Source organism: Vibrio diazotrophicus, from assembly GCF_038452265.1.
GTDB classification, from domain to species: Bacteria; Pseudomonadota; Gammaproteobacteria; order Enterobacterales; family Vibrionaceae; genus Vibrio; species Vibrio diazotrophicus.
This window is the reverse complement of sequence record NZ_CP151842.1, coordinates 2,540,608-2,564,475: the sequence shown is the minus strand read 5'-3', so window position 1 is coordinate 2,564,475 and position 23,868 is coordinate 2,540,608. Positions and strand designations below refer to the sequence as shown.

Sequence of the window (23,868 nt, the reverse complement as noted above, 5' to 3'; positions counted from 1 at the left end):
ATGTCGACAAAAAAGACTTCAGCGAAGAAGCCTGCTCAAGAGTTACCTCCGTTTGAAGTACCACAAGGCTATCAGTTGATTGCTGGTGTGGATGAAGTAGGAAGAGGGCCACTCGTTGGAGATGTGGTGACCGCCGCTGTGATTTTAGATCCTAACAACCCTATTGAAGGCTTGAATGATTCTAAAAAACTGAGCGAGAAAAAACGCCTCGCGCTTTTACCTGAAATTAAAGAAAAAGCTCTCGCTTGGTCAGTAGGGCGCTGTAGTCCAAAAGAAATTGACCAATTGAATATATTCCAAGCCACTATGGTTGCTATGCAACGTGCGGTTGAAGGTTTGGGCATTAAGCCTGATTTAGTTCTGATTGATGGTAATAAAGTGCCTCAGTTACCGATGGACGCGATTGCCGTTGTCAAAGGTGACTTACGAGTGGCGCAGATCAGTGCCGCTTCAATCATTGCAAAAGTCGTTCGCGATCAGGAAATGGAACTGTTAGACAAAGAGTTCCCGCAGTTCGGTTTTGCTAAACACAAAGGCTATCCAACCAAAGCGCATTTCGAGGCGATTGAACAACACGGTGTGATTGAGCAACACCGCAGAAGTTTTGGACCCGTTAAACGCGTGTTAGGCTTGGAATAAGCCCTGCAATACGTTTGGTATTGACGTAGAATAGCCCCCAATAAAAGCGAATATTGAGTATCTAGGACAGAATTGAATGTCAGACCCTAAGTTTATCCACTTACGTATTCACAGTGATTTCTCCATGGTTGACGGCCTGTCAAAAGTGCCTCCTTTGGTTAAAAAAGTGGCTGAAATGGGCATGCCAGCGATGGCATTAACCGACTTTACCAACTTGTGTGGCTTAGTTAAGTTCTACGGGACCGCACACAACTGCGGCGTGAAACCTATCATAGGTGCGGATTTCGCCATGCGCTCAGAAGAGTTTGGTGATGAGCTGACCCGAATTACTATCTTGGCGAAAAATAATGTTGGCTATAAAAATCTGACGCTTCTTATATCAGAAGCTTATCTGCGTGGTCATGTTCAACACCAACCTGTGATTGATAAAGAGTGGTTAATCAAACATGCGGAAGGTTTGATTATTTTATCCGGAGCCAAACAGGGTGAGATAGGTAAAGCTCTACTTAAAGGTAACCAACCACTGGTTGATAAGTGCGTAGAGTTCTATCAAACCTACTTCGCTGACCATTTCTATATTGAGTTGATAAGAACAAGCCGTGCGGATGAAGAAAGCTATCTTCACTTTGCATTGGAAGTGGCGGAAAAAGAAGGACTACCTGTTGTTGCTACGAACGAAGTGGTGTTCCTGACAGAAGAGTTCTTTGATGCACACGAAATTCGCGTGGCTATACACGATGGCTATACATTAGAAGACCCGCGCAGACCGAAACTTTATAGCCCACAGCAATATTTACGTTCTGAAGACGAAATGTGTGAGCTGTTTGCTGATATCCCAGAAGCACTGCAAAACACGGTCGAAATAGCCAAGCGTTGTAATGTTACTGTTCGGTTGGGTGAATACTTTCTTCCTGCATTCCCAACAGAAGGGATGCTGGAAACTGAATATCTGGTTAAAAAATCAGAAGAAGGTTTGGAAGATCGTCTGGAGTTCTTGTTTCCTGATCCAGAAGTTAGAGCTCAGCGCCGTCCTGAATACGATGAACGCCTGAAAGTTGAGCTTGAAGTAATCAACAATATGGGGTTCCCAGGTTACTTCCTGATCGTAATGGAGTTCATCCAATGGTCCAAAGATAACGATATTCCGGTAGGGCCGGGTCGTGGTTCTGGTGCAGGCTCTTTGGTGGCTTACGCCCTGAAAATTACAGACTTGGATCCGCTTGAGTACGATTTGCTGTTCGAACGTTTCTTGAACCCAGAACGTGTATCCATGCCCGATTTCGACGTCGACTTCTGTATGGATAAGCGTGACCAAGTTATTGATCACGTGGCAGAAATGTATGGTCGTGATGCGGTATCACAGATCATCACTTTCGGTACTATGGCGGCAAAAGCGGTTATCCGCGATGTGGGGCGTGTCCTTGGTCACCCGTTTGGCTTTGTCGATCGTATCTCAAAACTTATTCCGCCAGATCCCGGTATGACGCTGGAAAAAGCCTTCAAGGCTGAACCCGCACTTCCTGAGTTATATAACTCAGATGAAGATGTCAAAGAGCTGATTGATAAATGCCGAATCCTAGAAGGTTGTACTCGAAATGCTGGTAAGCATGCTGGTGGCGTAGTCATTTCGCCAACCACAATTACTGATTTTGCACCTATCTACGCAGATTCAGAAGGCCATTTCCCTGTTACTCAATTTGATAAGAATGACGTTGAAACCGCTGGTCTGGTTAAGTTCGACTTCTTGGGTCTACGAACCTTAACTATCATTGACTGGGCATTGGGCTTGATTAACCCTCGAATGGAGAGAGAAGGTAAAGAGCCTGTTCGTATCGAGTCTATTCCGTTAGATGATCCTGCGTCCTTCCGAGTGCTGCAGAATTCAGAAACCACTGCGGTATTCCAGCTTGAATCTCGCGGTATGAAGGATTTGATCAAGCGTCTTCAGCCTGACTGTTTCGAAGATATCATCGCATTGGTGGCACTGTTCCGTCCGGGTCCGTTGCAATCAGGCATGGTAGATAACTTTATCGACCGTAAACACGGCCGTGAGGCGATCTCCTATCCGGATGAAACTTGGCAGCATGAATCTCTCAAAGAGACGCTTGAACCAACCTACGGCATTATCTTGTATCAAGAACAGGTAATGCAGATAGCCCAGATCCTTGCTGGTTATACTCTTGGTGGCGCAGATATGTTGCGTCGTGCAATGGGTAAGAAAAAGCCAGAAGAGATGGCAAAGCAGCGTGCAGTCTTTGAAGCGGGAGCGATCAAAAACGGCGTTGATGGCGAATTGTCGATGAAAATCTTCGATCTTGTAGAGAAATTCGCTGGATATGGCTTTAACAAATCGCACTCGGCAGCCTATGCTTTAGTATCGTATCAAACACTATGGCTGAAAACGCACTTCCCTGCGGAGTTCATGGCAGCGGTAATGACCGCTGATATGGATAACACAGAAAAAGTCGTTGGCTTGGTGGATGAATGTATACGCATGGGGCTGAAAGTACTTCCGCCAGATATTAACTCTGGCTTATACCGCTTTAATGTCGATGAAACAGGTGCCATCGTGTATGGTATCGGTGCGATTAAAGGGGTGGGTGAAGGCCCAATCGAAGCGATACAAGAAGCACGTGCTAAAGGTGGTTACTTCAAAGACCTGTTTGATTTCTGTGCTCGTATTGATTTGAAAAAGGTCAATAAGCGTGTAATTGAAAAGCTGATTTTAGCGGGTGCTTTGGATCGTTTAGGCCCACACCGCGCTGCTATGATGGCGTCACTGAACGATGCGGTGAAATCGGCAAGCCAACACCATCAGGCTGAAGCGTTTGGTCAGGCAGATATGTTTGGTGTATTGACGGATGCTCCGGAAGAAGTCGAACAGAAATATACCCAAGTCCCTGAGTGGCCAGAAAAAGTTTGGCTAGAAGGTGAGCGTGAAACTTTGGGGCTTTATTTGACAGGCCACCCAATTAACGCCTATCTGAAGGAACTTAATCGTTATACTAGCTGTCGTTTAAATGAAGCGACGCCAACGCGCCGTGATCAATCGATTACAGTGGCTGGTTTAGTCATTGCAGCGCGAGTGATGACGACTAAGCGCGGAACCCGAATTGGTCTGATGACTTTGGATGACCGTTCCGGTCGCATGGAGGTGATGTTATTCTCTGATGCGCTTGAACGGTATGCAGAATTGTTAGAAAAAGATAAAATTTTGGTGATTTCCGGACAGGTCAGCTTTGATGACTTCAACGGTGGCCTTAAAATGTCGGCGCGCGAAGTCATGGACATGGGCAGCGCACGTGAAAAATATGCCCGTGGCTTATCAATATCGATAGAGCAATCTCAAATTGATGAGCAGTTTTTTGAGCGTTTTAGTGAAATACTTACGCCTCACCGAGCAGGAACGGTTCCTGTCAATGTATACTACCAGCGCCCTGATGCGCGAGCGCGTCTAGTACTTGGTACAGAATGGCGTGTCACACCTAGCGATACATTGTTAGACGAATTGCAACAGCTACTTGGCAATGATCAGGTAGAACTTGAATTTAACTAAAATTCAGCGACGCCAAGGGCAAGCTGAGTAAAAAAGGATAGGTAGATGAGCCTAAATTTTCTAGATTTTGAAAAACCAATTGCCGAACTTGAAGCTAAAATTCAGGCACTGCGTGACATGTCTCGTCACGGTGGTAACGACTCAGTTGACCTCGACAAAGAAATTGCACAACTAGAAAAGAAAAGCTTAGAGCTGAAAAAGAAAATTTTTGGCGACTTAGGTGCATGGCAAGTAGCGCAATTGGCGCGTCATCCAAAGCGTCCTTACACGCTTGATTATATTGAACATGTCTTCACTGAGTTTGATGAACTAGCGGGTGACCGCGCTTTTGCAGATGACAAAGCTATCGTTGGTGGTATCGCTCGTTTAGAAGACCGTCCTGTGATGATTATTGGTCATCAAAAAGGTCGCGAAACTCGTGAGAAAGTAAAACGTAACTTCGGTATGCCAAAGCCTGAAGGTTACCGTAAGGCACTGCGTTTGATGGAAATGGCTGAGCGTTTTAACATGCCAATCATTACTTTTATTGACACTGCTGGTGCATACCCAGGTGTTGGTGCAGAAGAGCGTGGTCAGTCTGAAGCTATCGCTAAAAACCTCAAAGTGATGTCAGGTTTGAAAGTACCTGTTATCTGTAACGTTGTCGGTGAAGGCGGTTCTGGTGGTGCACTGGCTATCGGTGTGGGTGATTACGTAAACATGCTTCAATACTCTACGTATTCAGTAATTTCTCCAGAAGGTTGTGCATCAATCTTATGGCGTGATTCAGATAAAGCACCACAAGCTGCTGAAGCTATGGGGCTGGTTGCTCCTCGCTTGAAAGAGCTAGAACTGATTGATGAAATCATTGAAGAGCCTCTAGGTGGTGCGCATCGTAACCACGAAGAGACGGCTGCGAACATGAAAGCAACACTACTACGTCAGTTAGCGGATCTAGAAATTCTGGATACAGATTCTCTACTTGAGCGCCGCTACCAACGTCTACTGAGCTACGGTTACTGCTAATCGCTGCTCTGAACAAGTAACAACTAAAGCTGATTGTTTTGCTAAAGGGTTGGATTCATTCCAACCCTTTTTGTTTATCTGGCTTAACGTTACACTTAACCCCAGTTTCTTATTGATAGCCTTACTGGTTGATAAACCTACTATGCTCGATTTGTACTCTCACTTTTGCCAACAGTTGAATGCATACTCTTCCCGCCGTTTTGTACTCGCTTTGAGTGGTGGTGTTGATTCTCGTGTTCTGTTGTCGCTGCTCGCACGTTTTCGCGATGAATTCGGCGCATCAATTGCGGCGGTACATGTTCATCATGGTTTGAGCAGCAATGCAGATCATTGGGCTGAGTGTTGTCAGGCATGGTGCGATGACTCTGCTATCCCTTTGACTGTAGAACGAGTGCATCTGGATACTCAATGCGGAGAGAGTATTGAAAAGCTTGCTCGCGATGCTCGCTATGCGGTGTTAGCTAAACATGTGCAAGCGAATGATGTACTGCTTTTAGGTCAGCACGCAGATGATCAGATAGAGACTTTTTTACTCGCCCTTAAACGAGGGAGTGGGCCAAAAGGTTTGGCTTCTATGGCTCCTTCTGCGCCATTTTCAAACGGTTTGATGTTACGACCGCTATTGAGTGTCAAACGCGCTGATATAGAGGCTTTTGCGGCGAAGAATCATCTAACTTGGGTAACCGATGAAAGTAATGATGATGTTCGCTACGAGCGCAATTTCATTCGTCACCAAGTCACACCTATTCTCAGTCAGCGTTGGCCATCGATTCACCAAGCAGTTCAACGTAGTGCGGAGTTGTGTGCTGAGCAACAAGCTTTGCTTGATGAACTCTTACGAGATGAACTTGTACAAGCACTTCATTATGATGGAAGTTTGAAACTAGATACATTGAGCGCGAAAAGTGATGGTGTACGTCGGCAAATCATCCGCCAATGGTTGGCTAATCATCAAATGGTGATGCCAAGCCGTAAACATACAGAGATGATTTGGCAGGAAGTCGCTTTGGCCACTGCTGATGCTAATCCAAAACTGAAACTTGGCGAGCGAGAGATCCGCCGTTTTGATAATCGTCTATATTGTGTTGAAGAGAGTCGAGATATATCAGACTGGAAAAGCCCAATTTTGCTTGAACAAAATCTGCCATTGCCCGATGGCTTAGGTGTTTTGAATCTTACTCAGTATAAGGGTGAAATTCGACTGCCAGAAAGGGTGGAAGATTTGTGGGTGAGCTTTAATCCAGAAGGATTAAGTGCATGTCCGGTAGGAAGGATCGGCTCAAGAAAGTTGAAAAAGCTCTTTCAGGAATACGGTGTGCCGAGTTGGCTAAGACGCCGGACGCCGATACTCATGTATCAAGATAAAGTGGTTGCGGTGGCAAATTTGTTTGTTGATCGTGATTTCAGTGGGCAAGATTGCACGCTGGTTTGGGACAAGCGTTAATTTTCGTGCCAGAATTAACCCTAGTAGTAGCAGTGATATAAAAAGAAAATTCAATAACATAAGGAAGAGCAATGAATAAATTAGCATTGAGTGTTGTTTTAGGTCTTGGACTTCTAGCGGGTAATGCAGTCGCTGGAGATGTGGCTGCTGGTAAAGCAAAATCAGCGGTGTGTGCAGCGTGTCATGGTGCGGATGGTATTGCGGTTATTCCGGGATATCCAAACCTCAAAGGACAAAGTGAACAATACATAGTGTCTTCTATTAAAGCTTATAAAGCGGGTCAGCGTACTGGTGGACTTGCACCTGTAATGCAAGCACAAGCTTCTATGTTGAACGATGCAGATATTGCTAACTTAGCCGCTTACTATGCAAGTTTGAAGTAAGTATAAAGCGACTTAATTATTTGATTGTTTTCAAGGGCTAGCGGATAATGCCGAGCATTGATACAAGTTTAAGGGATGAACATGAAAAAAATTGAAGCCATTATTAAGCCATTTAAACTCGATGATGTTCGTGAAGCGTTAGCTGAAGTGGGTATTACGGGTATGACGGTATCCGAAGTCAAAGGCTTTGGTCGTCAAAAAGGTCACACGGAACTGTATCGTGGCGCTGAATACATGGTCGACTTCTTGCCAAAAGTGAAGTTGGAAATTGTTGTTAACGAAGATGTTGTTGACCAATGTGTCGATACTATTATCGAAACTGCACAAACAGGCAAAATTGGTGATGGTAAAATTTTCATTACTGATGTCGAGCGTGTTATCCGTATTCGTACTGGCGAAGAAGACGAAGACGCAGTTTAGAAAAAAGGAGCGAACGCTCCTTTTTTTACATCTCATCGCAGATGAAATTCAGATATCTTCTTTCCTCCACCAAGATTTTTACGCCTAGCCTGTACTTGTTATGAAAAAGCGTTATTTGCTGTTATTTGGCTTATTGAGTTGTCTAGCGATAGTCTTCTCTGGTTATAAGCTGGTTTTTAACATTCCAGAACACCCTCAACTGATCACTGTCGGCGAAAACAGTGTCGGGCAACCATTAGTTTGTTTTCAGGACGACAAAGCTTTGCCTCTAGACCAGCAAGGTCAACTGGGCCTTCTAGTGTGGAATATCTATAAGCAGAACAGAGAGGGCTGGAGTGCTGAACTTACTCGCTTAAGTTCAGATGCGCAGTTACTACTGCTGCAAGAAGCCAGCCTTAACACAGGGTTAAAACAGTGGCTATCAGAGCAAGGGTGGGAAGGTAATCAAGTCAATGCTTTTAAAGTGATGGGGGAGTCTGCGGGAGTGATTAATCTGGCTCGGACGACACCTAACTTAGCCTGTGGTTATACAGAGATGGAACCTTGGTTACGACTTCCTAAATCGGGAATCTACGCTCGATATCCTCTCAGTAACGGGCAAGTGCTCGCGGTCGTGAATTTGCATGCTGTTAATTTCACTTATGGCACAGATGAATACCAACTTCAGTTACAGGCGTTAGCCAATGAATTGAGTCAGCATACAGGCCCTGTCATTGTTGCAGGAGACTTCAATAGCTGGAGTGAAGAGAGAATGACTGTGATGAAGCAGGTACTGACTTCTTTAGGGCTGAATGAGGTCGGTTTTTCTCCTGATAACCGAGTGCGGTTTATCAGCGGCCTAGCGTTGGACCATGTGTTTTATCGGGGCTTAAAGCTAGAAAATGCAAAAGCGCCCGAATCGGACGCTTCTGATCATAACCCTTTACTGCTTAGCTTTAGCTTATTGCAATAGTGATAGCCCAAATACCGTAGTAAGCAACCCAAGGCAGAGTAGCAATAACGATTGCCTGAGCGCGCTCTATTTGCGTCCAAGTAATGACCGCTGCATAACCGAGGAAAATATACCAAGGCAATAGCAGAGGGAATGAACTGGTAAAAGGTGACCAAGGGTTGGTTAACGGCAGCTTAATTAAGCCATTCACACTGTTGAGATCGGCTGCGTAGCTCATTACTTGTCCATGCTTTAACAGCATGCTTGCATAGCTGGCTAGATCGCCGATGACGGCTGGAAAAATGACAACTGAGCTTGCTGCAAACCATTTCCAGAAACCTAATTTTGTCGAGCCTTGACGGGTTGCAAGGTTAAACCAAAGCGCCAGAAGAATAATGGTCAGAGTTCGGCTCATAACGTCACTGATAATTTCACTCGCCAGTAAAGTATCAGCTTCCAGCAAGTGAATGAGATCAGGATTCGTCGCTTCCATCTGAGCGGATAAGCCAGCTTTAAGCCTTTCAAAATCGACGTTTGCGAAATAAGCTCCCCAGAATAGGAACGGAGTGATCAGCAGGACAATAAATGGCTGCCATCCCCATGCACTTCTTTCATACAGTGCAGCAAAGCAATCTTGAGGTGAACGGAATATATCCACCAGCATAATTAAAGGATTACTGGACGGGTTCATACACTAACCTTAGTGACATCGACATAGAGTTTTAGATTCTGACCTGGTTTCAGGTATTTGTTATTAGACAAGTCATTCCATTTCACTATGTCTGCTGTTTTCACTTTAAACTTGCTGGCTATTGCACTGAGTGTATCGCCGTTACGCACTTTATAGAAAACAGTGCGGATGATCGCGCCATCAGTGTTGTTTTTCCAAATCACCAGTTTCTGCCCGATACTCAAGGTATCTCTTGGCCCCATTCCGTTCCATTTAGCCAGAGAAGTGGTCGACACATTGTGTTTACGAGCGATTGTCCATAGGTTGTCACCTCTGGCAACAGTATGAGTCAGCTTGTATTTGCCTCTGGCAATAGATTGGGTTTTCTGCAGACGGTTATTAGCACTCAGAACATACGCTTTCTCATCTTTCACCGATGTTGGAATCATTAAATATTGTCCAACTCGGATAGCGTTGCCTGAAAGATTATTCGCAGTCTGAATCACTTTAGTTGTGGTGTTGTGATGTGCGGCAATCACACTTAGGCTGTCGCCACTTTTCACTTTGTATCGAACTAACTTCATTCCTTCTCCACGGTGCTTTGCTGCATTCGCTAGGAAGGTGTCTGCTTTATCGACTGGTAGAAGTAGTTGGAATGGACCGTTCGGTGCGGTAGCCCATTGATTGTATGCAGGGTTGTAGCTTTGAAGTTCTTTAACATCCAAGCCTGCATATTTTGCCGCGATAGCAAGATCCAGTTGTTCCTGAGGATCAACTAACTTCAGCACGGGCTTGTTGGCAATGGCAGGAAGTTGGATACCGTATTTTTCCTGATTAGCGATGATGTCAGCAAGTGCGAGTAGTTTTGGCACATAACCGCTGGTTTCTTCAGGTAAATCGAGTGAGAAGAAATCGATAGGTTTCCCTAAGCTTTTGTTCTTACGAATAGCACTGGAAACTCGACCGCCGCCACTATTATAAGCCGCGATTGCGTGTTGCCAGTCACCGTCGAAACGCTTACTTAAATTAGTTAAGTATGTCAGAGCTGCATCGGTTGAAGCATCAACATCGCGACGACCGTCGTACCAGAAGTTCTGCTCAAGGCCGTACATTTTTCCTGTTGCAGGCACAAACTGCCATAAACCTGCTGCGCTACCGTGTGAATAAGCAAAAGCATCAAACGCACTTTCTACAATTGGCAAAAGGGCTAGCTCAAGCGGTAAGCCTCTTTGCTCAATTTTCTCGGTAATTAGGTATAGGAATGGTTGTGCACGCTCAGCCACTTTTTGCAAATGGCTTGGATGTTTCAGGTACCAAGTGCGGTAGTAGTCGACCGATTTTTGCTTGGGAATACCCATAGTAAGTTGCATGGCAATGCGCTGCCAGACATCTTCTTGTTCTTGTGGCGTAATCACGACAGGTTCAACAACGCGTTCAACGGGTACTGGTTTCGAAGCTACCGTTGGCTTTTTCTTAGTGACTTGCTGTTGAGGCGTGTTTACTTCAACGTCGTTTTGTGTGGTTTGTTCTGCTGTCTGGTTAAGTTGGCACCCGGCCAATAAGAGAGCCAACAGACAGCTGGTTTTTACTCGCATGCAAAACAATCTTTTCAATAAATGGCTGGTGATAATACTTGTCTATTAATTACCCTGACAAGTGGCAAATTCCTAAAAATCGTTTTTCCATTCGCGTAATGCGGTAAATATTGATATAGGATCATTTTGTTTCGTGCGATTTGCTACCGACTTGATTACGCTCGCCTCTCTTGTACGCAAGAAGGGGTTTATCCATTTCTCTTTTCTTAGCGTGGTCGGAATGGTGGATTTGTTTTGAGCTCGAAGACGAATCACTTCATCACGATAAATTTGTAACTGTTCGTTATTTGGCTCAACAGCAATCGCAAAAGCAATGTTGTTCGCGGTGTATTCATGAGCGCAATACACTTCGGTCTCTTCTGGTAAGGCTAGAATTTTTTCTAACGAAGTAAACATTTGTTCCATGGTGCCTTCGAATACTCGTCCGCAACCACCAGAGAAAAGCACATCGCCACAAAACAGCTTGCCATCACCAGCATAGCCAATATGACCTAAAGTATGCCCCGGTAATCCCAGCACCCAGAAACGTTCATCAAACAACTCAATTTGGTCACCAGCGGTGACTTTTTGGGTCAAATAAGGAACAGGGTCATCACTTGGGCCAATGATTTCGATATTCGGATACTGCTTAGCAAGCTCGCGAATTCCGCCGATATGATCCTTATGATGGTGGGTAATTAATATTGTTTCTAACGTGAGATGGTGTTGTTCCAAATAAGCCAGAACAGGCGTGGCATCGCCCGGATCAACAACAGCGCAACGGTTGTCGCTATTTTGAATCAGCCAGATGTAATTATCGTTAAATGCAGGTATGCTTTTGATCTGTAACATGAGTTGTCTCCAGTCACCTTGGTGAAGCGGGTTAGCGATGAAACCAGCACGCAGCGAAAAAAAAATTGAGAAGCCTCATTCTTGGTCTCAATTGAAAAATGGTCAATGGGTTAGTGAGTCTATCCAAACACGGCTCGATGAGTGGTGCCCGAAACTCTTTGGTTATCATATGCTAAAACTGGGCGGCTTGAGTTGCGAGCTTGCCAGTTGTAACTGCAATATTCAACATCAAGTCCATTTGGACAAACAAAATCCATTGCATACAGTTATCGCCGATGATTTCGATTTGCCCTTCTTCGAAAAAAGCATCGATACAGCAATCCTTGCACATCAACTCGATTATAGTAGTGACCCGCACCGTATGTTGCGAGAAGTCGATAGAGTACTGATTGATGATGGCTACATTATTATCACGGGATTTAATCCGATCAGTTTCACGGGTCTTGCGAGCTTAATGCCGTGGCGCAAAAATAATTTGCCTTGGAGCGGTCGAATGTTCACGCCAAATCGAGTCAAGGACTGGCTAGGGCTGCTGAACTATCAGGTGATTGAGTGTGACCAATATGCACTGTTTCCGATGCAAAGGTACCGCACATTCTGGACTTGGTTGGAAAATGGCAGAGGGGATTTTGGATCAACGTTTTGTAGCTTGTATTTTATTGTTGCCCGTAAGCGTACCTATCCACTTAAACCGATTAAGCCACACTGGCGCTTGAAACGGCGGCTTTCTCCTGTTGGAGTAAACTACCGCATCAAACACGATGAAAATTAGCGGTTATTCGGGCTGATAACCTACATCTTCTTCTGTTGGGTTTTCAGCTGCCGCTCGTGCTAGTTCGTCACACATTTCGTTTTCTCTGTGTCCTGCATGACCTTTTACCCAATGCCAGTCAACTTGGTGACGAGCCGTTTCATGGTCAAGCGCTTGCCAGAGATCCGCATTTTTGACGGGTTTATTGGCAGAGGTTTTCCAATTGCGCTTTTTCCAGTTGTGGATCCACTGGGTGATACCTTGGCGCACGTACTGACTGTCCGTGGTGAGGATTACATGGCAAGATTCTTTGAGCGTTTGCAACGCAACAACGGCTGCAAGCATTTCCATGCGGTTGTTCGTGGTGAGCTTATAGCCTTTTGCTAGGGTCTTTTCGTTGTTCTTGTAGCGAAGAACAACACCATAACCGCCAGGGCCTGGGTTGCCTAAACACGATCCATCAGTGAAAATTTCCACCTGTTTCTTCATGATTTGATACTATTGGGTTACGCACACATTTGGCATAGTCTGACATATATATCCTTATGAATACTAGCAGCAATTCTGAATACGACCGCATTGTGGTTCTCGATACCGAAACCACGGGTATGAACCTAGAAGGCGGTCCACATTACGAAGGTCACCGAATCATTGAAATCGGTGCGGTGGAGATCGTCAATCGAAAACTCACCGGACGCCACTTTCACGTTTATCTAAAACCGGATAGACCTATTCAAGATGAAGCGGTTGAAGTTCACGGTATTACCGATGAATTCTTGGTTGATAAACCAGAATATCGTGACGTTCATGAAGAATTTCTAGAGTTTATTAAAGACACTGAATTGGTCGCACACAACGCGCCCTTCGACGTCGGTTTTATGGACTATGAATTTTCTAAGTTAGCTGGCTGTTCACTTAAAACCGCACAGATCTGCAAAATCACCGATACCCTTGCCATGGCGAAGAAAATCTTCCCCGGCAAGCGCAACAACTTGGACATTCTCTGTGAACGTTATGGCATAGATAACTCGCACCGAACGCTTCACGGCGCTTTGCTCGATGCTGAGATTCTTGCTGACGTTTATTTGTTGATGACTGGTGGGCAAACGTCACTTCAGTTTAACGCTGGCTCACAAACCGATGGCGAGAATGGTGCTGGATTGATTAAGCGAGTAGAAAGTGGACGAAAAGCGCTAAAGGTATTGATGGCTACCGCCGATGAAATAGAAGCGCATCAAGAACGTTTAGATTTAGTCGCGAAGAGTGGTTCTTGCCTTTGGCGTCAATAGTCTTTGGCGTCAGTAAGAGTGGTCTATTTTAGGAGATGATATGTTGAGGATTGGAATTGCTCTTTTGGGGCTCCTCTTGAGTTTGAATACTTTCGCTAGCCGTGAATCCTCACTTTCTTTGTTAGATAACCGATTTCGTGTTGATCCTACTATTACTCAAATAACGTTTGTCATTTACCGTGAGCAAGGTTCTCAGCCAGTAGTGTTGGTGCGCCCTGATGGTAGAAAGTATTACGCGACAAAAAATCCAGATAGTGTGCGTTGGTATCAAGAACCAACGATGGACATTATTTCTATCGACAACCCAATGCCAGGGCCTTGGCAAGCAATAGGTAAAGTGTCGCCTAAAAACAACGTAAAGCTTATTTCACATCTACAGCTGACCTCAGATACCTTTCCAACCCGAATTTATCAAGGCGAGGAAATGAAGTTCACGGCTCGCTTAACCTCAGATGGCAAACCTTTACTGCTCAAAGATTTCCTTGAAAGAGTGAATCTCAAAGTCACTTTTCGTAAATATATTGAAGATGAAGAGAACTTAGTAAAAGAGGCGCGACCTGTACCAACCGTGATTGGTGAGTTTGCTGATGATGGGCGAGATTTGGATGAAAAGCCCGGAGATGGCGTTTTTACGGTTAAGCTCAATATTACGCCGGAACCTGGCAAATATCGGGTGCGAATTACTTCTGGTAATGGTGTGTTTTTACGAGCGCTTGAACAGGAAGTGTTGGTATACCCATCGCCACTTACTTCGAGCTTTATTCAGTCGCGTGTCGCGAACGAACCTCATCAGGTTGTGATCAGTGGTGAACAGGGGATGATCGAGCCCGGCTCACTTGCTGCGCACATTCGCCATCAATCGCCTGATAATAAAGAGTTTCTTGTTGAAGGTATTGCCGAGCCTGAATCATTAAAGATGACGCTTACGGTTCCCTATGATGGAGATTTAGGTAACTACGCGTGGGAAGGTGGTGTTTATGCGACCGATCTGGCTTCTAAGCGCCCGCTTTATTTTCCGATTAAAGAGAGCACTTACAGTGTGGTTCAAGAGCTCGATCTTGAACAAGCTCGCTTGATGCAGGAGGAGGAAGCAGAGCAGCGCCGTAAAATCGCTCAAGAAGAGATGCTACAAAAGATTCGTGAAGAACGACGTACTCAATACATTATTTATATCGCCATCGGTAACGTGATTGTGATTATTCTGGCGCTGATAGGTTGGTTCTTTATGCGTAAGTTTAAAGCTCGTAAGGAAATGCTTCCTGAAATGCAGCTCAACATGCCAAAGAAATAACACAGAGCGGATAATAGAAAAGGGAGGTTAAACCTCCCTTTTTTACGTTTTAACTGATTTAATTTGTTGCTTAATTTTTATCTAAGCGACTTGTTCCAGTTTGGTTTTTGTCTTTTTTGCCGCAAGCTCCGACGGTGCGAAGTCATCAACATTAATGGTGTACAAGCGGTGGCTTTCAGCCTCGATTAAAAGCTCTGCTTCTTGTTCATTGATGATCTTGTTAGCTAACCCTTCTGCTGCAATCTTATCGAGTTGAGTGAATGGGTAACGTTTATCAAGCGCTTTACATACTTTATCGAAAATAGGTTCGGCTTGCAGGATAACGCTTAGTGCCAGTTCAATGCGACCTGCTGGGTTATGTGCTGTAGGTGCTAAATACTGGTTTCGGCCAAGGCGTGTACGTGTTGCGCTTGGTGTTTGAAGTATTTGCGCCAGTTTGCTGTCCAGTTTGTCGTTTGGCCCTTTACGAACTCGACCAAAAGGAAGAATTAAGACACGTAACACTTTGCCGATCACAGGGTTCGGGAAGTTAGCAAGAAACTCATCTATCGCCACTTCTGTTTGTTTTAAGCTGTCTTGCAATCCCCAGTGAACCAATGGCAAATCTTCAACCGGACGGTCATCGTTCTCAAAACGTTTCAGGGTTGCTGAGCTCATGTATAGCTGACTCAAAATATCACCCAGACGAGCAGATAAACGCTCTTTGCGTTTCAAAGAACCGCCCAAAACAGCCATAGATATGTCAGCTAAAAGCGCTAAGTTCGCACTGTAACGGTTTAGCTGCTGGTAGTAGCGTTGTGTTGCATCTTTAGTTGGCGAGTAAGAGCCGATACCATCGGTTAGACCTAACCAGATACTGCGGACTAAGTTGCTGGTGGTAAAACTAACGTGGCCTGCCAACGCGCTGTCAAACTGCTCAACAGCATTCGAACTTTCAGAGTGTGCGGCTTCCATCTCTTTCAATACATAAGGATGGCAGCGAATCGCGCCCTGACCAAAGATGATCATTGAACGAGTCAGAATGTTTGCGCCTTCCACAGTAATTGCAATTGGTGAGCCTTGATAACCTCTCGCCAAGAAGTTTGAAGGGCCTAAGCAGATACCTTTACCGCCGACAATGTCCATCGCATCAATAATTGAACGTTGACCACGATGGGTACAGTGGTATTTCACAATGGCAGAAATTACCGATGGCTTCTCACCAAGGTCGATACCTGCAACGGTCAAATTACTTGCCGCATCCATCACATACGCATTACCTGCCAAGCGTGCTAATGGCTCTTCAATACCTTCCATTTGACCTATAGGTTGTTTGAACTGACGACGAATACGCGCGTAAGCGCCAGTTGCCAAAGCCGCGCTTTTTGTACCGCCAGTTGAGTTTGACGGTAGAGTGATACCACGTCCAACCGAGAGACACTCAACCAACATTCTCCATCCTTGGCCTGCCATCTCTGGGCCACCGATAATGAAATCTAGCGGAACAAAGATGTCATTACCGCGAGTAGGACCATTCTGGAATGGAACGTTAAGCGGGAAGTGGCGGTTACCAATTTCCACACCTTTTAGATTGGTTGGGATAAGAGCACAAGTGATACCAATATTTTCTTTCTCACCAAGTAGGTGTTCTGGGTCTTGTAATTTGAAAGCTAATCCCAGAACGGTGGCGACTGGCGCAAGCGTAATGTAACGCTTGTTCCAAGTCAGTCTCATACCAAGAACTTCGTTGCCTTCCCATTGGCCTTTGCAGACAACGCCGAAATCCGGAATTGAACCAGCATCTGAACCTGCTTCTGGGCTGGTAAGAGCGAAACATGGGATCTCTTTACCTTGTGCAAGACGAGGTAGGTAGTAGTCTTGCTGTTCTTTAGTACCGTAGTGTTGCAGCAGTTCACCCGGACCTAATGAGTTAGGTACACCAACGGTTGAAGAAAGAACACCAGATACCCCAGTTAGCTTTTGAAGAACTAAAGATTGCGCATAAGCCGAAAACTCTAAGCCACCGTATTTTTTCTTAATGATCATGGCGAAGAATTTGTTGTCTTTCAGGTACTGCCAAACCTCTGGAGGAAGGTCGGCCAGTTCGTGAGTCACTTGATAGTCATTGACCATGGCACAGACTTTATTCACCGGACCTTCAAGAAAAGCGCGTTCTTCTTCACTTAACTGCGGCGCAGGAATGTCGTGCAATTGCTGCCAGTTTGGTTTGCCTTTGAACAGCTCTGCTTCCCACCATACCGTACCTGCATCTAACGCTTCTTTTTCTGTTTGCGACATAGCAGGAAGTACTTTTTTAAATACGGTTAACGCCTTTGCGCTAATGGCAGCTTGGCGAATAGAAGGAACAGTAAAAAGCGCGATTGCGGCCAAGTATAAGCTCCAGCCTACAACGCCCACAGGACCGAATAGGGAGAGCATCAGCATAGTGATGGTGAGTGCCGCGAGTGATACAAATAATGAAGTTCTGTGATACAAGCAAGCGCCAAGTACTGCAAAGAACCCTAATGTTGAGAGCAAGATGTCCATGTTAATGTCCTTATAGTCATGCTGTTTGTTATTTCGAGTTTTCAGCATTCATTTTTATGAGCTTTCTGAAGTTGTTAAAAGTGGTCTAACCAGTAAAGTGTAAATGAATTATTAATAAAATGTAAAACCATTAAATGTTCAAAAAGTGATCTAAGTAGAGTGAATAGTCTAAAGTGTGCGCTCTGATTCGATTCCAGAGAGATGAAAATTGTTCTCATAGTGCAATTATTGAGGCTTATCTATCGACAGAATCACAGGTTTGGGTAAACTCAATAGTGTCCTAGCTCTCAAAGAAGAGAGTTCATCTGCAAGCAGATTTAAGAAGAGAATAACTATGTATCAGGATCTAATTAGAAGTGAACTAACAGAAGCGGCTGAAGTGTTGAACAAGTTTTTGAGTGACGATCATAACATCGCTCAAATTGAAGCTGCTGCTAAGCTTATTGCTGATTCATTCAAACAAGGCGGTAAAGTGCTGTCTTGTGGTAATGGTGGCTCACACTGTGACGCAATGCATTTTGCTGAAGAGTTAACAGGTCGTTACCGTGAAAACCGCCCTGGTTACCCTGGTATCGCTATTTCTGATCCAAGTCATCTGTCATGCGTGAGTAACGACTTTGGTTATGATTTTGTTTTCTCTCGTTATGTTGAAGCGGTTGGCTCTGCGGGTGATGTGCTATTCGGTTTATCGACTTCTGGTAACTCTGGCAACATTTTAAAAGCAATCGAAGCTGCAAAAGCGAAAGGCATGAAGACTATCGCTCTTACTGGTAAAGACGGCGGCAAAATGGCAGGCATTGCGGATGTTGAAGTTCGCGTACCGCATTTTGGCTATGCTGATCGTATCCAAGAAGTACACATCAAAATTATCCACATCATTATTCAGCTTATTGAAAAAGAAATGGAATAAGTGATGTTTATCGAGCTGGTTTTTTATAACAAATAATAAAGGCCAGCTCGAAATATGATCGGTAGTCAGGAGTTTTAGGGTTGTAGTAGGAGAGAGAGTTAAGATGTGTGAATTGCTCGGAATGAGCGCCAATGTCCCGACTGATATTTGTTTTAGCTTTACTGGTTTGATTCAACGTGGCGGCAATACCGGACCACACAGAGATGGTTGGGGTATCACGTTTTATGAAGGTAAAGGCTTTCGAACATTTAAAGATCCCAATCCTAGTTACCAATCGAAGATTGCACAGTTAGTCCAGGAATACCCAATCAAAAGCTGCGCGGTGATAAGCCATATTCGCCAAGCTAATAGAGGCGGTGTCAATCTGGAGAATACGCACCCATTTACTCGTGAGTTGTGGGGGCGTTACTGGACTTTTGCTCACAATGGACAACTCATCGATTACCAAGATTTGCCAACCGGTCGTCATCGTCCTGTCGGAGAAACAGACAGTGAAGCCGCATTTTGCTGGTTACTCGATAAGTTAGAGAATCGCTATCCTGAACCACCGAAAGATATGCACGAGGTTTTTCGCTACATCTCTTTGCGTTGCGATGATCTGCGCGAGAAAGGTGTCTTTAATATGCTGTTGTCTGATGGTGAATATCTGATGACGTACTGCACCAATCATCTGTACTGGATCACTCGTCGAGCGCCATTTGGTCGAGCAGCTTTGCTTGATGAAGATATTGAAATCAACTTTCAGGAAGAAACGACACCGAATGATGTGGTTTCTGTGATTGCGACTCAACCTTTAACTGGAAATGAGCAGTGGCAAAGAATGAAGCCCGGTGAATTCAATATTTTCCACTATGGTGAACTGTTCGAAAGTAACAGTGCCGATTTATCCGATGTAGCATTTGCTGCGCCTAAGCCGGGAAACCAAGCGCCTACAGAGCCGCTTGAGTGAAAAGCTGAACATAAAAAACGAACATGAAAAAAGGGTTGATGCAGTATCAACCCTTTTTGCTAGCTTTAAATCTAAGCGTTAACTAGCATTTATTCGCTAGCATAACCGTGCATACCTAAAGGTTCGCCGTCTAAAAACGCTTTACCTTCAATCATCTCAAGTCTGCCTTCAACGAACCATTGTGTTACCAGAGGGTAGATTCGGTATTCCTGAGTTTGAACTCGGTCTGTTAGCGTTTCAACAGTATCTTCATCGAAGATAGGTACTTTCGCTTGCAGAATGACAGGGCCGCCATCGAGTTGTTCTGTCACAAAATGAACACTGGTGCCATGTTCTTCATCACCCGCGTGGATAGCACGCTGGTAAGTATTCAGACCTGGGTACTTAGGTAACAGTGAAGGGTGAATATTGATCATACGTCCTAAGTAGTGACGTACAAATTCACTACTCAGAATACGCATATAGCCCGCTAAAATTATAAGGTCAGGCTTATATTCATCAATTTGCTCCATCAGCGCATGGTCGTAAGCATCACGAGTCTCATACTCTTTTGGATCGACAAATACTGCCGCTGCACCTGCTTTTTTAGCTCGCTCTAAGCCATAAGCAGTTGCTTTATTCGAAAAAACAGCCGTTACTCTGCCTTCACTAATGCTTGACTCACAAGCATCGATGATCGCTTGTAAATTGGTACCATTTCCTGAAATTAAAACAACAATACTCTTCATGGATTAATTGATCTCTACTTGCTCTTCACCAGCTTGAGCTGCTGCAATTTCACCGATAACCCATGCGTTTTCGCCTTCAGCTTTTAGAAGGTTAACAGCGGCTTCAGCTTGATCTTGTGGAAGGGCAATGATTAGACCAACACCACAGTTAAATGTACGGTACATCTCGTGAGTATCTACGTTGCCTTTCTCTTGTAGCCATTTGAAGATTGCAGGCCATTCCCAGCTCTTACCATCAATAACTGCTTTGGTACCTTCAGGAAGTACGCGAGGGATGTTTTCCCAGAAGCCGCCGCCAGTGATGTGAGAAATAGCGTGAATGTCGTGTTCTGCAATCAGTTTAAGACCTGACTTGATGTAAATCTTAGTAGGCTCAAGAAGGTGTTCACCAATCGTTTTACCTTCAAGAAGTTCATTTTTGTCTGCAGCAGAAACTTCTAGGATTTTACGAACTAGAGAGTAACCGTTTGAGTGTGGACCACTAGAACCCACAGCAATCAGGGCATTACCCGCAGCAACTTTAGTACCGTCGATGATGTTTTCTTTTTCTACTACGCCGACACAAAAACCCGCTACGTCGTAATCTTCGCCTTCATACATTCCTGGCATTTCAGCAGTTTCACCACCGATTAGAGCACAGCCAGCTTGAACACAGCCATCAGCAATGCCAGAAACAACGTCCGCTGCTGTGTCTACGTCTAGCTTACCTGTTGCATAGTAATCTAGGAAAAACAGTGGTTCAGCACCTTGTACAATCAGGTCGTTTACACACATAGCCACTAAGTCGATACCAATGGTGTCGTGCTTTTTCATATCCAAAGCAAGACGAAGTTTGGTACCAACACCATCTGTACCAGAAACAAGTACAGGTTGTTTGTATTTGGTTGGAAGCTCGCACAATGCACCAAAGCCACCAATGCCACCCATTACCTCAGGGCGACGAGTACGCTTTACAGCACCTTTAATTCGTTCAACAAGTGCATTGCCTGCATCGATATCTACGCCAGCATCTTTGTAGCTAAGTGAAGTCTTGTTACCGCTCACGGGGAAGTTCCTCGGTCTAATTGGATATGAAAACGGCGCTATTCTACAGGGCTTAAAACAAAAAGGAAAACGTTTGCGTCAGTTTTTTATCGCGATTTTTGGTCGGTAAAGTTGAAAAAATAGGTGTATAATCCCGAGGTTTATTTAAATTGTGCCGGAGATGGAAATGAAAGTTGTTGAAGTTAAACACCCTCTTGTTAAACATAAACTAGGCTTGATGAGAGAAGGTGATATCAGCACTAAGCGTTTTCGTGAGTTAGCGACGGAAGTCGGTAGTCTATTAACTTACGAAGCAACTGCAGACTTTGAAACTGAGAAAGTGACCATTAATGGTTGGAACGGTCCTGTAGCGGTTGACCAAATTAAAGGTAAAAAAGTGACGGTAGTTCCAATCCTACGTGCTGGCTTAGGCATGATGGATGGCGTTCTAGAGCATATCCCAAGCGCTCGTATCAGTGTTGTAGGTATTTACCGTGATGAAGAAACTCTAGAGCCAGTACCATACTTCAACAAACTTGCTTCAAACATTGAAGAGCGTATCGCGCTAGTTGTTGACCCAATGCTGGCTACTGGCGGTTCAATGATCGCAACTATCGATCTGTTAAAAGAGAAAGGCTGTAACCAAATCAAGGTATTGGTTCTAGTTGCTGCACCAGAAGGTATTGAAGCGCTAGAAAAAGCTCACCCAGATGTTGAGCTTTACACTGCGGCGATTGATGAAAAATTGAATGACAAAGGTTACATCGTTCCGGGTCTTGGTGACGCTGGCGATAAGATTTTTGGTACTAAGTAACTTAAGTTATTGAAAATTAGGTTACTGAACAGAAAAGGGAGCTTAGGCTCCCTTTTCTGTTTTTGTCTTTTCTGTTTTTATTGAACTTCTTACTTCTTCAAACCTAAGGTTCCACCGACTCTAGGTGTGTTTGACGGCTTATTATTGCCTCTCACACTTTGCTGATTTGGTTTGCTATGTTGAGGTTTACCTTGCTGAGCTCTGCCTTGGCTGTCACTTCTTGCTTTGCCTTTCTTTGAGTTTGGCGCATGGCGGAAGGTATCAGCATTGTGACCTTGATAAGTTTTGTCTTTAGAAGAACTCGAGCTCTGGTTTCTGCGAGCTTTTGATTCTCGGTTTTCTTCTCGGCTATCGAACAGTTTCGCATCTGTCGCTTTACGGATATTGTGCCCTTTTGCGTCAACTTTTGATGCTTCTTCAGTACCCGTAGAATCCTCACACATCGCCAGAATCTCTGCTACTTCAGCGTCAGTCAGATAGCGCCATTTTCCGTTTGGAATACCATCCAAAGAAATATTCATAATACGCACACGGCGCAGTTTAAATACTTCATACCCTAGGGCTTCACACATACGACGAATTTGACGGTTGAGACCTTGAGTCAGAACAATACGAAATGAAAACTTGGTCTCCATTTCCACTTTACATGGCAAGGTCACCGTATCGAGAATTCTGACACCAGTAGACATCTGCTTAATAAAATCCGGTGTGATTGGCTTATCGACACGAACCACGTACTCTTTTTCGTGATTATTGCCAGCGCGCAGGATCTTGTTGACGATGTCGCCATCGTTAGTCAGGAAAATCAAACCATCTGAAGGTTTATCTAAGCGCCCGATAGGGAAAATACGGCTCTTATGGCCGATAAAATCGACAATATTCCCCGGAACATCTCGTTCAGTAGTACAAGTGATACCAGTAGGTTTGTTGAGCGCGATATAGATAGGCTTTTCTTTGGTGCGAAGTGACTTACCGTCAACCAGCACTTCATCGTCATCGGTGACTTTGGTACCCATCTCAGGAACCTTACCATTGATGGTCACTCGACCTTGGTCAATTAATTTGTCGGCTTCGCGACGAGAGCAGTAACCAGTTTCGCTGATGTATTTGTTTAGGCGTTTGCCTTCAGATTGTGACATGTTGTCTCCTGTAACGTTTCTCAACGGCTTTTTCTTTTGAAAACGAATCTATGTGTTCAAAAAACGAATGAGGGCGCATTCTAACAGGTATCTATGCTTAGCCAAGCCGTTTCTGGTGGCGCTCTCTGTTTTCGTTTTTCTTCTCAACGCTTTTCTTAAACAAGACATAAAGAGCGCCTGTGCCTCCGTGGAAGCGCTGCGCACTATGAATACATTGCACTTCTTTCATTTGAGTTAACCAGTGCGCGACAAAACTTTTCATCAATGCGGGAGGATTAGAACGTTCTCCTTTGCCATGAACGATAATCACGGTTCTGATATCCATTCGCATGCATTGATTAACGAAGGCTACCACTTCCTCACGAGCTTGTTTGAGTGTCTTGCGGTGCAAATCAAGGCGAGCCTGAATCGGGTACTTACCCAAGCGCATTTTTTTGTAGACCCCGTCCTGAACCCCATCACGCTTAAACTCGACGTGCTCGTCTGGTTTTAGCATTGGAGCATGGTCGATAGAAAGATAATCAGGGTCATTTTCTGAATGGGTAATGGCGGCTTCACGTTTAGCGAGTTGTGCCTCTGTAACCTGATAAGACTTACTAAGTTCAGCGGTATCTTGCTTGATCGGTTTTACATCACCCATCATTTGATGAAATAGTTCGAAATCATCTTGAGACTCGAAGTCATCGTTAGACATAGTGCTATCTCGAATTAATCATGGAATCTCGGAAGTATAACAATCAAGACTGCTCAAGCAACCAGTTCTGTTTGTGTAGTCAAAGCGCGCTTGCGATTAACGGCAGGGACAAGATTGGAATGGAGTAACTGCTCTAACAAAGAAACTCGCTAACCAATAATCTAACTAACAAAGTAGCCACTTCGATTAGGAGTAAAGATAGGGGGCAATAAAAAACCGGAGCAGACAAGCGATCAACTCCGGTGCAAAGCGTGATTCTATTTAAAAATAGATGCTAAGC

Annotated in this window: 22 protein-coding genes; 13 read left to right on the top strand and 9 right to left on the bottom strand. The window is 44.6% G+C overall.

Annotated features, from left to right (window positions below):
• The 7 genes from rnhB (at nucleotide 1) to AAGA51_RS11790 (ending at nucleotide 8,399) form a co-directional block, all read left to right on the top strand.
• Nucleotides 1-639 (top strand): ribonuclease HII, encoded by a 639-nt coding sequence (rnhB, locus tag AAGA51_RS11820; RefSeq protein ID WP_042480101.1) that lies wholly within the window; start codon nucleotides 1-3, stop codon nucleotides 637-639.
• 76 nt (nucleotides 640-715) lie between these two features.
• Nucleotides 716-4,195 (top strand): DNA polymerase III subunit alpha, encoded by a 3,480-nt coding sequence (gene dnaE, locus AAGA51_RS11815; protein ID WP_042480099.1) that lies wholly within the window; start codon nucleotides 716-718, stop codon nucleotides 4,193-4,195.
• 45 nt (nucleotides 4,196-4,240) lie between these two features.
• The gene (accA, locus tag AAGA51_RS11810) at nucleotides 4,241-5,200 is read left to right on the top strand and encodes an acetyl-CoA carboxylase carboxyl transferase subunit alpha (protein ID WP_042480096.1); all 960 of its coding nucleotides are present in this window, start codon (nucleotides 4,241-4,243) and stop codon (nucleotides 5,198-5,200) included.
• 142 nt (nucleotides 5,201-5,342) lie between these two features.
• A complete protein-coding gene (gene tilS, locus AAGA51_RS11805; RefSeq protein ID WP_042480748.1) occupies nucleotides 5,343-6,644 on the top strand; it encodes a tRNA lysidine(34) synthetase TilS in 1,302 nt (433 codons plus the stop codon).
• A 71-nt stretch (nucleotides 6,645-6,715) separates the two neighbouring features.
• On the top strand, nucleotides 6,716-7,027 hold the full coding sequence (locus tag AAGA51_RS11800) for a c-type cytochrome (RefSeq protein WP_042480094.1): 312 nt from the start codon (nucleotides 6,716-6,718) through the stop codon (nucleotides 7,025-7,027).
• Nucleotides 7,028-7,108: 81 nt separating this feature from the next.
• The gene (gene glnB / locus AAGA51_RS11795) at nucleotides 7,109-7,447 is read left to right on the top strand and encodes a nitrogen regulatory protein P-II (RefSeq protein WP_042480092.1); all 339 of its coding nucleotides are present in this window, start codon (nucleotides 7,109-7,111) and stop codon (nucleotides 7,445-7,447) included.
• 100 nt (nucleotides 7,448-7,547) lie between these two features.
• Nucleotides 7,548-8,399 (top strand): endonuclease/exonuclease/phosphatase family protein, encoded by an 852-nt coding sequence (locus tag AAGA51_RS11790; protein WP_042480088.1) that lies wholly within the window; start codon nucleotides 7,548-7,550, stop codon nucleotides 8,397-8,399.
• On the opposite strand, the gene AAGA51_RS11785 is transcribed toward AAGA51_RS11790, so the two are convergent.
• The 3 genes from AAGA51_RS11785 to gloB form a co-directional block, all read right to left on the bottom strand.
• A complete protein-coding gene (locus AAGA51_RS11785) occupies nucleotides 8,383-9,069 on the bottom strand; it encodes a YIP1 family protein (RefSeq protein WP_042480085.1) in 687 nt (228 codons plus the stop codon). The genes AAGA51_RS11790 and AAGA51_RS11785 overlap by 17 nt on opposite strands.
• The gene (locus AAGA51_RS11780; RefSeq protein WP_042480082.1) at nucleotides 9,066-10,643 is read right to left on the bottom strand and encodes a LysM peptidoglycan-binding domain-containing protein; all 1,578 of its coding nucleotides are present in this window, start codon (nucleotides 10,641-10,643) and stop codon (nucleotides 9,066-9,068) included. Before AAGA51_RS11780 ends, AAGA51_RS11785 begins: the two co-directional genes overlap by 4 nt.
• 72 nt (nucleotides 10,644-10,715) lie before the next feature.
• Entirely contained in the window at nucleotides 10,716-11,474 is a 759-nt protein-coding gene (gloB, locus tag AAGA51_RS11775; protein WP_042480080.1) for a hydroxyacylglutathione hydrolase, read from the bottom strand.
• Between the two features lie 37 nt (nucleotides 11,475-11,511).
• Here gloB and AAGA51_RS11770 point away from each other — a divergent pair, with 37 nt between their 5' ends.
• A complete protein-coding gene (locus AAGA51_RS11770; RefSeq protein WP_042480077.1) occupies nucleotides 11,512-12,246 on the top strand; it encodes a class I SAM-dependent methyltransferase in 735 nt (244 codons plus the stop codon).
• A 3-nt stretch (nucleotides 12,247-12,249) separates the two neighbouring features.
• Here the strand turns inward: AAGA51_RS11770 and rnhA are convergent, their stop codons facing one another.
• Nucleotides 12,250-12,714, bottom strand: coding sequence for a ribonuclease HI (gene rnhA, locus AAGA51_RS11765; RefSeq protein WP_042480075.1), 465 nt, complete (start codon nucleotides 12,712-12,714; stop codon nucleotides 12,250-12,252).
• Between the two features lie 56 nt (nucleotides 12,715-12,770).
• Between rnhA and dnaQ the strand changes: the two genes are divergently transcribed.
• Together dnaQ and AAGA51_RS11755 are read left to right on the top strand one after the other, a co-directional pair.
• Nucleotides 12,771-13,514, top strand: a complete 744-nt coding sequence (dnaQ, locus tag AAGA51_RS11760; RefSeq protein WP_042480073.1) for a DNA polymerase III subunit epsilon — start codon at nucleotides 12,771-12,773, stop codon at nucleotides 13,512-13,514.
• A 40-nt stretch (nucleotides 13,515-13,554) separates the two neighbouring features.
• Nucleotides 13,555-14,805 carry a TIGR03503 family protein gene (locus AAGA51_RS11755; protein ID WP_042480070.1) on the top strand — a complete coding sequence of 417 codons (1,251 nt, stop codon included), beginning with the start codon at nucleotides 13,555-13,557 and terminating at the stop codon, nucleotides 14,803-14,805.
• Between the two features lie 81 nt (nucleotides 14,806-14,886).
• Here AAGA51_RS11755 and fadE read toward each other — a convergent pair whose 3' ends face one another.
• Nucleotides 14,887-17,331: an acyl-CoA dehydrogenase FadE gene (gene fadE, locus AAGA51_RS11750; RefSeq protein WP_042480068.1), complete on the bottom strand. Its 2,445-nt coding sequence runs from the start codon at nucleotides 17,329-17,331 to the stop codon at nucleotides 14,887-14,889.
• Between the two features lie 334 nt (nucleotides 17,332-17,665).
• On the opposite strand from fadE, the gene lpcA reads away from it, so the two are divergent.
• On the top strand, nucleotides 17,666-18,241 hold the full coding sequence (gene lpcA / locus AAGA51_RS11745) for a D-sedoheptulose 7-phosphate isomerase (RefSeq protein ID WP_042480066.1): 576 nt from the start codon (nucleotides 17,666-17,668) through the stop codon (nucleotides 18,239-18,241).
• A gap of 103 nt (nucleotides 18,242-18,344) precedes the next feature.
• Nucleotides 18,345-19,190, top strand: a complete 846-nt coding sequence (locus AAGA51_RS11740) for a class II glutamine amidotransferase (RefSeq protein ID WP_042480063.1) — start codon at nucleotides 18,345-18,347, stop codon at nucleotides 19,188-19,190.
• A gap of 89 nt (nucleotides 19,191-19,279) precedes the next feature.
• Here the strand turns inward: AAGA51_RS11740 and purN are convergent, their stop codons facing one another.
• Nucleotides 19,280-19,918 carry a phosphoribosylglycinamide formyltransferase gene (gene purN, locus AAGA51_RS11735; RefSeq protein ID WP_042480060.1) on the bottom strand — a complete coding sequence of 213 codons (639 nt, stop codon included), beginning with the start codon at nucleotides 19,916-19,918 and terminating at the stop codon, nucleotides 19,280-19,282.
• A 3-nt stretch (nucleotides 19,919-19,921) separates the two neighbouring features.
• Entirely contained in the window at nucleotides 19,922-20,962 is a 1,041-nt protein-coding gene (purM, locus tag AAGA51_RS11730) for a phosphoribosylformylglycinamidine cyclo-ligase (RefSeq protein WP_042480059.1), read from the bottom strand.
• A gap of 166 nt (nucleotides 20,963-21,128) precedes the next feature.
• Between purM and upp the strand changes: the two genes are divergently transcribed.
• On the top strand, nucleotides 21,129-21,755 hold the full coding sequence (gene upp / locus AAGA51_RS11725) for a uracil phosphoribosyltransferase (protein ID WP_042480745.1): 627 nt from the start codon (nucleotides 21,129-21,131) through the stop codon (nucleotides 21,753-21,755).
• Nucleotides 21,756-21,844: 89 nt separating this feature from the next.
• On the opposite strand, the gene rluF is transcribed toward upp, so the two are convergent.
• Nucleotides 21,845-22,894: a 23S rRNA pseudouridine(2604) synthase RluF gene (rluF, locus tag AAGA51_RS11720; protein ID WP_042480056.1), complete on the bottom strand. Its 1,050-nt coding sequence runs from the start codon at nucleotides 22,892-22,894 to the stop codon at nucleotides 21,845-21,847.
• Between the two features lie 97 nt (nucleotides 22,895-22,991).
• Nucleotides 22,992-23,588 (bottom strand): DNA endonuclease SmrA, encoded by a 597-nt coding sequence (smrA, locus tag AAGA51_RS11715; RefSeq protein ID WP_042480055.1) that lies wholly within the window; start codon nucleotides 23,586-23,588, stop codon nucleotides 22,992-22,994.
• Between the last annotated feature and the right edge of the window lie 280 nt (nucleotides 23,589-23,868).

Coding starts and splice junctions, on each gene's coding strand:
- dnaQ (WP_042480073.1), top strand. CDS start 12,771: ATGAATACTAGCAGCAATTCTGAATACGACCGCATTGTGGTTCTCGAT.
- rnhB (WP_042480101.1), top strand. CDS start 1: ATGTCGACAAAAAAGACTTCAGCGAAGAAGCCTGCTCAAGAGTTACCT.
- AAGA51_RS11785 (WP_042480085.1), bottom strand. CDS start 9,069: ATGAACCCGTCCAGTAATCCTTTAATTATGCTGGTGGATATATTCCGT.
- AAGA51_RS11740 (WP_042480063.1), top strand. CDS start 18,345: ATGTGTGAATTGCTCGGAATGAGCGCCAATGTCCCGACTGATATTTGT.
- dnaE (WP_042480099.1), top strand. CDS start 716: ATGTCAGACCCTAAGTTTATCCACTTACGTATTCACAGTGATTTCTCC.
- purN (WP_042480060.1), bottom strand. CDS start 19,918: ATGAAGAGTATTGTTGTTTTAATTTCAGGAAATGGTACCAATTTACAA.
- gloB (WP_042480080.1), bottom strand. CDS start 11,474: ATGTTACAGATCAAAAGCATACCTGCATTTAACGATAATTACATCTGG.
- rnhA (WP_042480075.1), bottom strand. CDS start 12,714: ATGAAGAAACAGGTGGAAATTTTCACTGATGGATCGTGTTTAGGCAAC.
- glnB (WP_042480092.1), top strand. CDS start 7,109: ATGAAAAAAATTGAAGCCATTATTAAGCCATTTAAACTCGATGATGTT.
- AAGA51_RS11770 (WP_042480077.1), top strand. CDS start 11,512: ATGAAACCAGCACGCAGCGAAAAAAAAATTGAGAAGCCTCATTCTTGG.
- AAGA51_RS11755 (WP_042480070.1), top strand. CDS start 13,555: ATGTTGAGGATTGGAATTGCTCTTTTGGGGCTCCTCTTGAGTTTGAAT.
- rluF (WP_042480056.1), bottom strand. CDS start 22,894: ATGTCACAATCTGAAGGCAAACGCCTAAACAAATACATCAGCGAAACT.
- accA (WP_042480096.1), top strand. CDS start 4,241: ATGAGCCTAAATTTTCTAGATTTTGAAAAACCAATTGCCGAACTTGAA.
- AAGA51_RS11780 (WP_042480082.1), bottom strand. CDS start 10,643: ATGCGAGTAAAAACCAGCTGTCTGTTGGCTCTCTTATTGGCCGGGTGC.
- AAGA51_RS11800 (WP_042480094.1), top strand. CDS start 6,716: ATGAATAAATTAGCATTGAGTGTTGTTTTAGGTCTTGGACTTCTAGCG.
- fadE (WP_042480068.1), bottom strand. CDS start 17,331: ATGGACATCTTGCTCTCAACATTAGGGTTCTTTGCAGTACTTGGCGCT.
- AAGA51_RS11790 (WP_042480088.1), top strand. CDS start 7,548: ATGAAAAAGCGTTATTTGCTGTTATTTGGCTTATTGAGTTGTCTAGCG.
- smrA (WP_042480055.1), bottom strand. CDS start 23,588: ATGTCTAACGATGACTTCGAGTCTCAAGATGATTTCGAACTATTTCAT.
- upp (WP_042480745.1), top strand. CDS start 21,129: ATGAAAGTTGTTGAAGTTAAACACCCTCTTGTTAAACATAAACTAGGC.
- lpcA (WP_042480066.1), top strand. CDS start 17,666: ATGTATCAGGATCTAATTAGAAGTGAACTAACAGAAGCGGCTGAAGTG.
- tilS (WP_042480748.1), top strand. CDS start 5,343: ATGCTCGATTTGTACTCTCACTTTTGCCAACAGTTGAATGCATACTCT.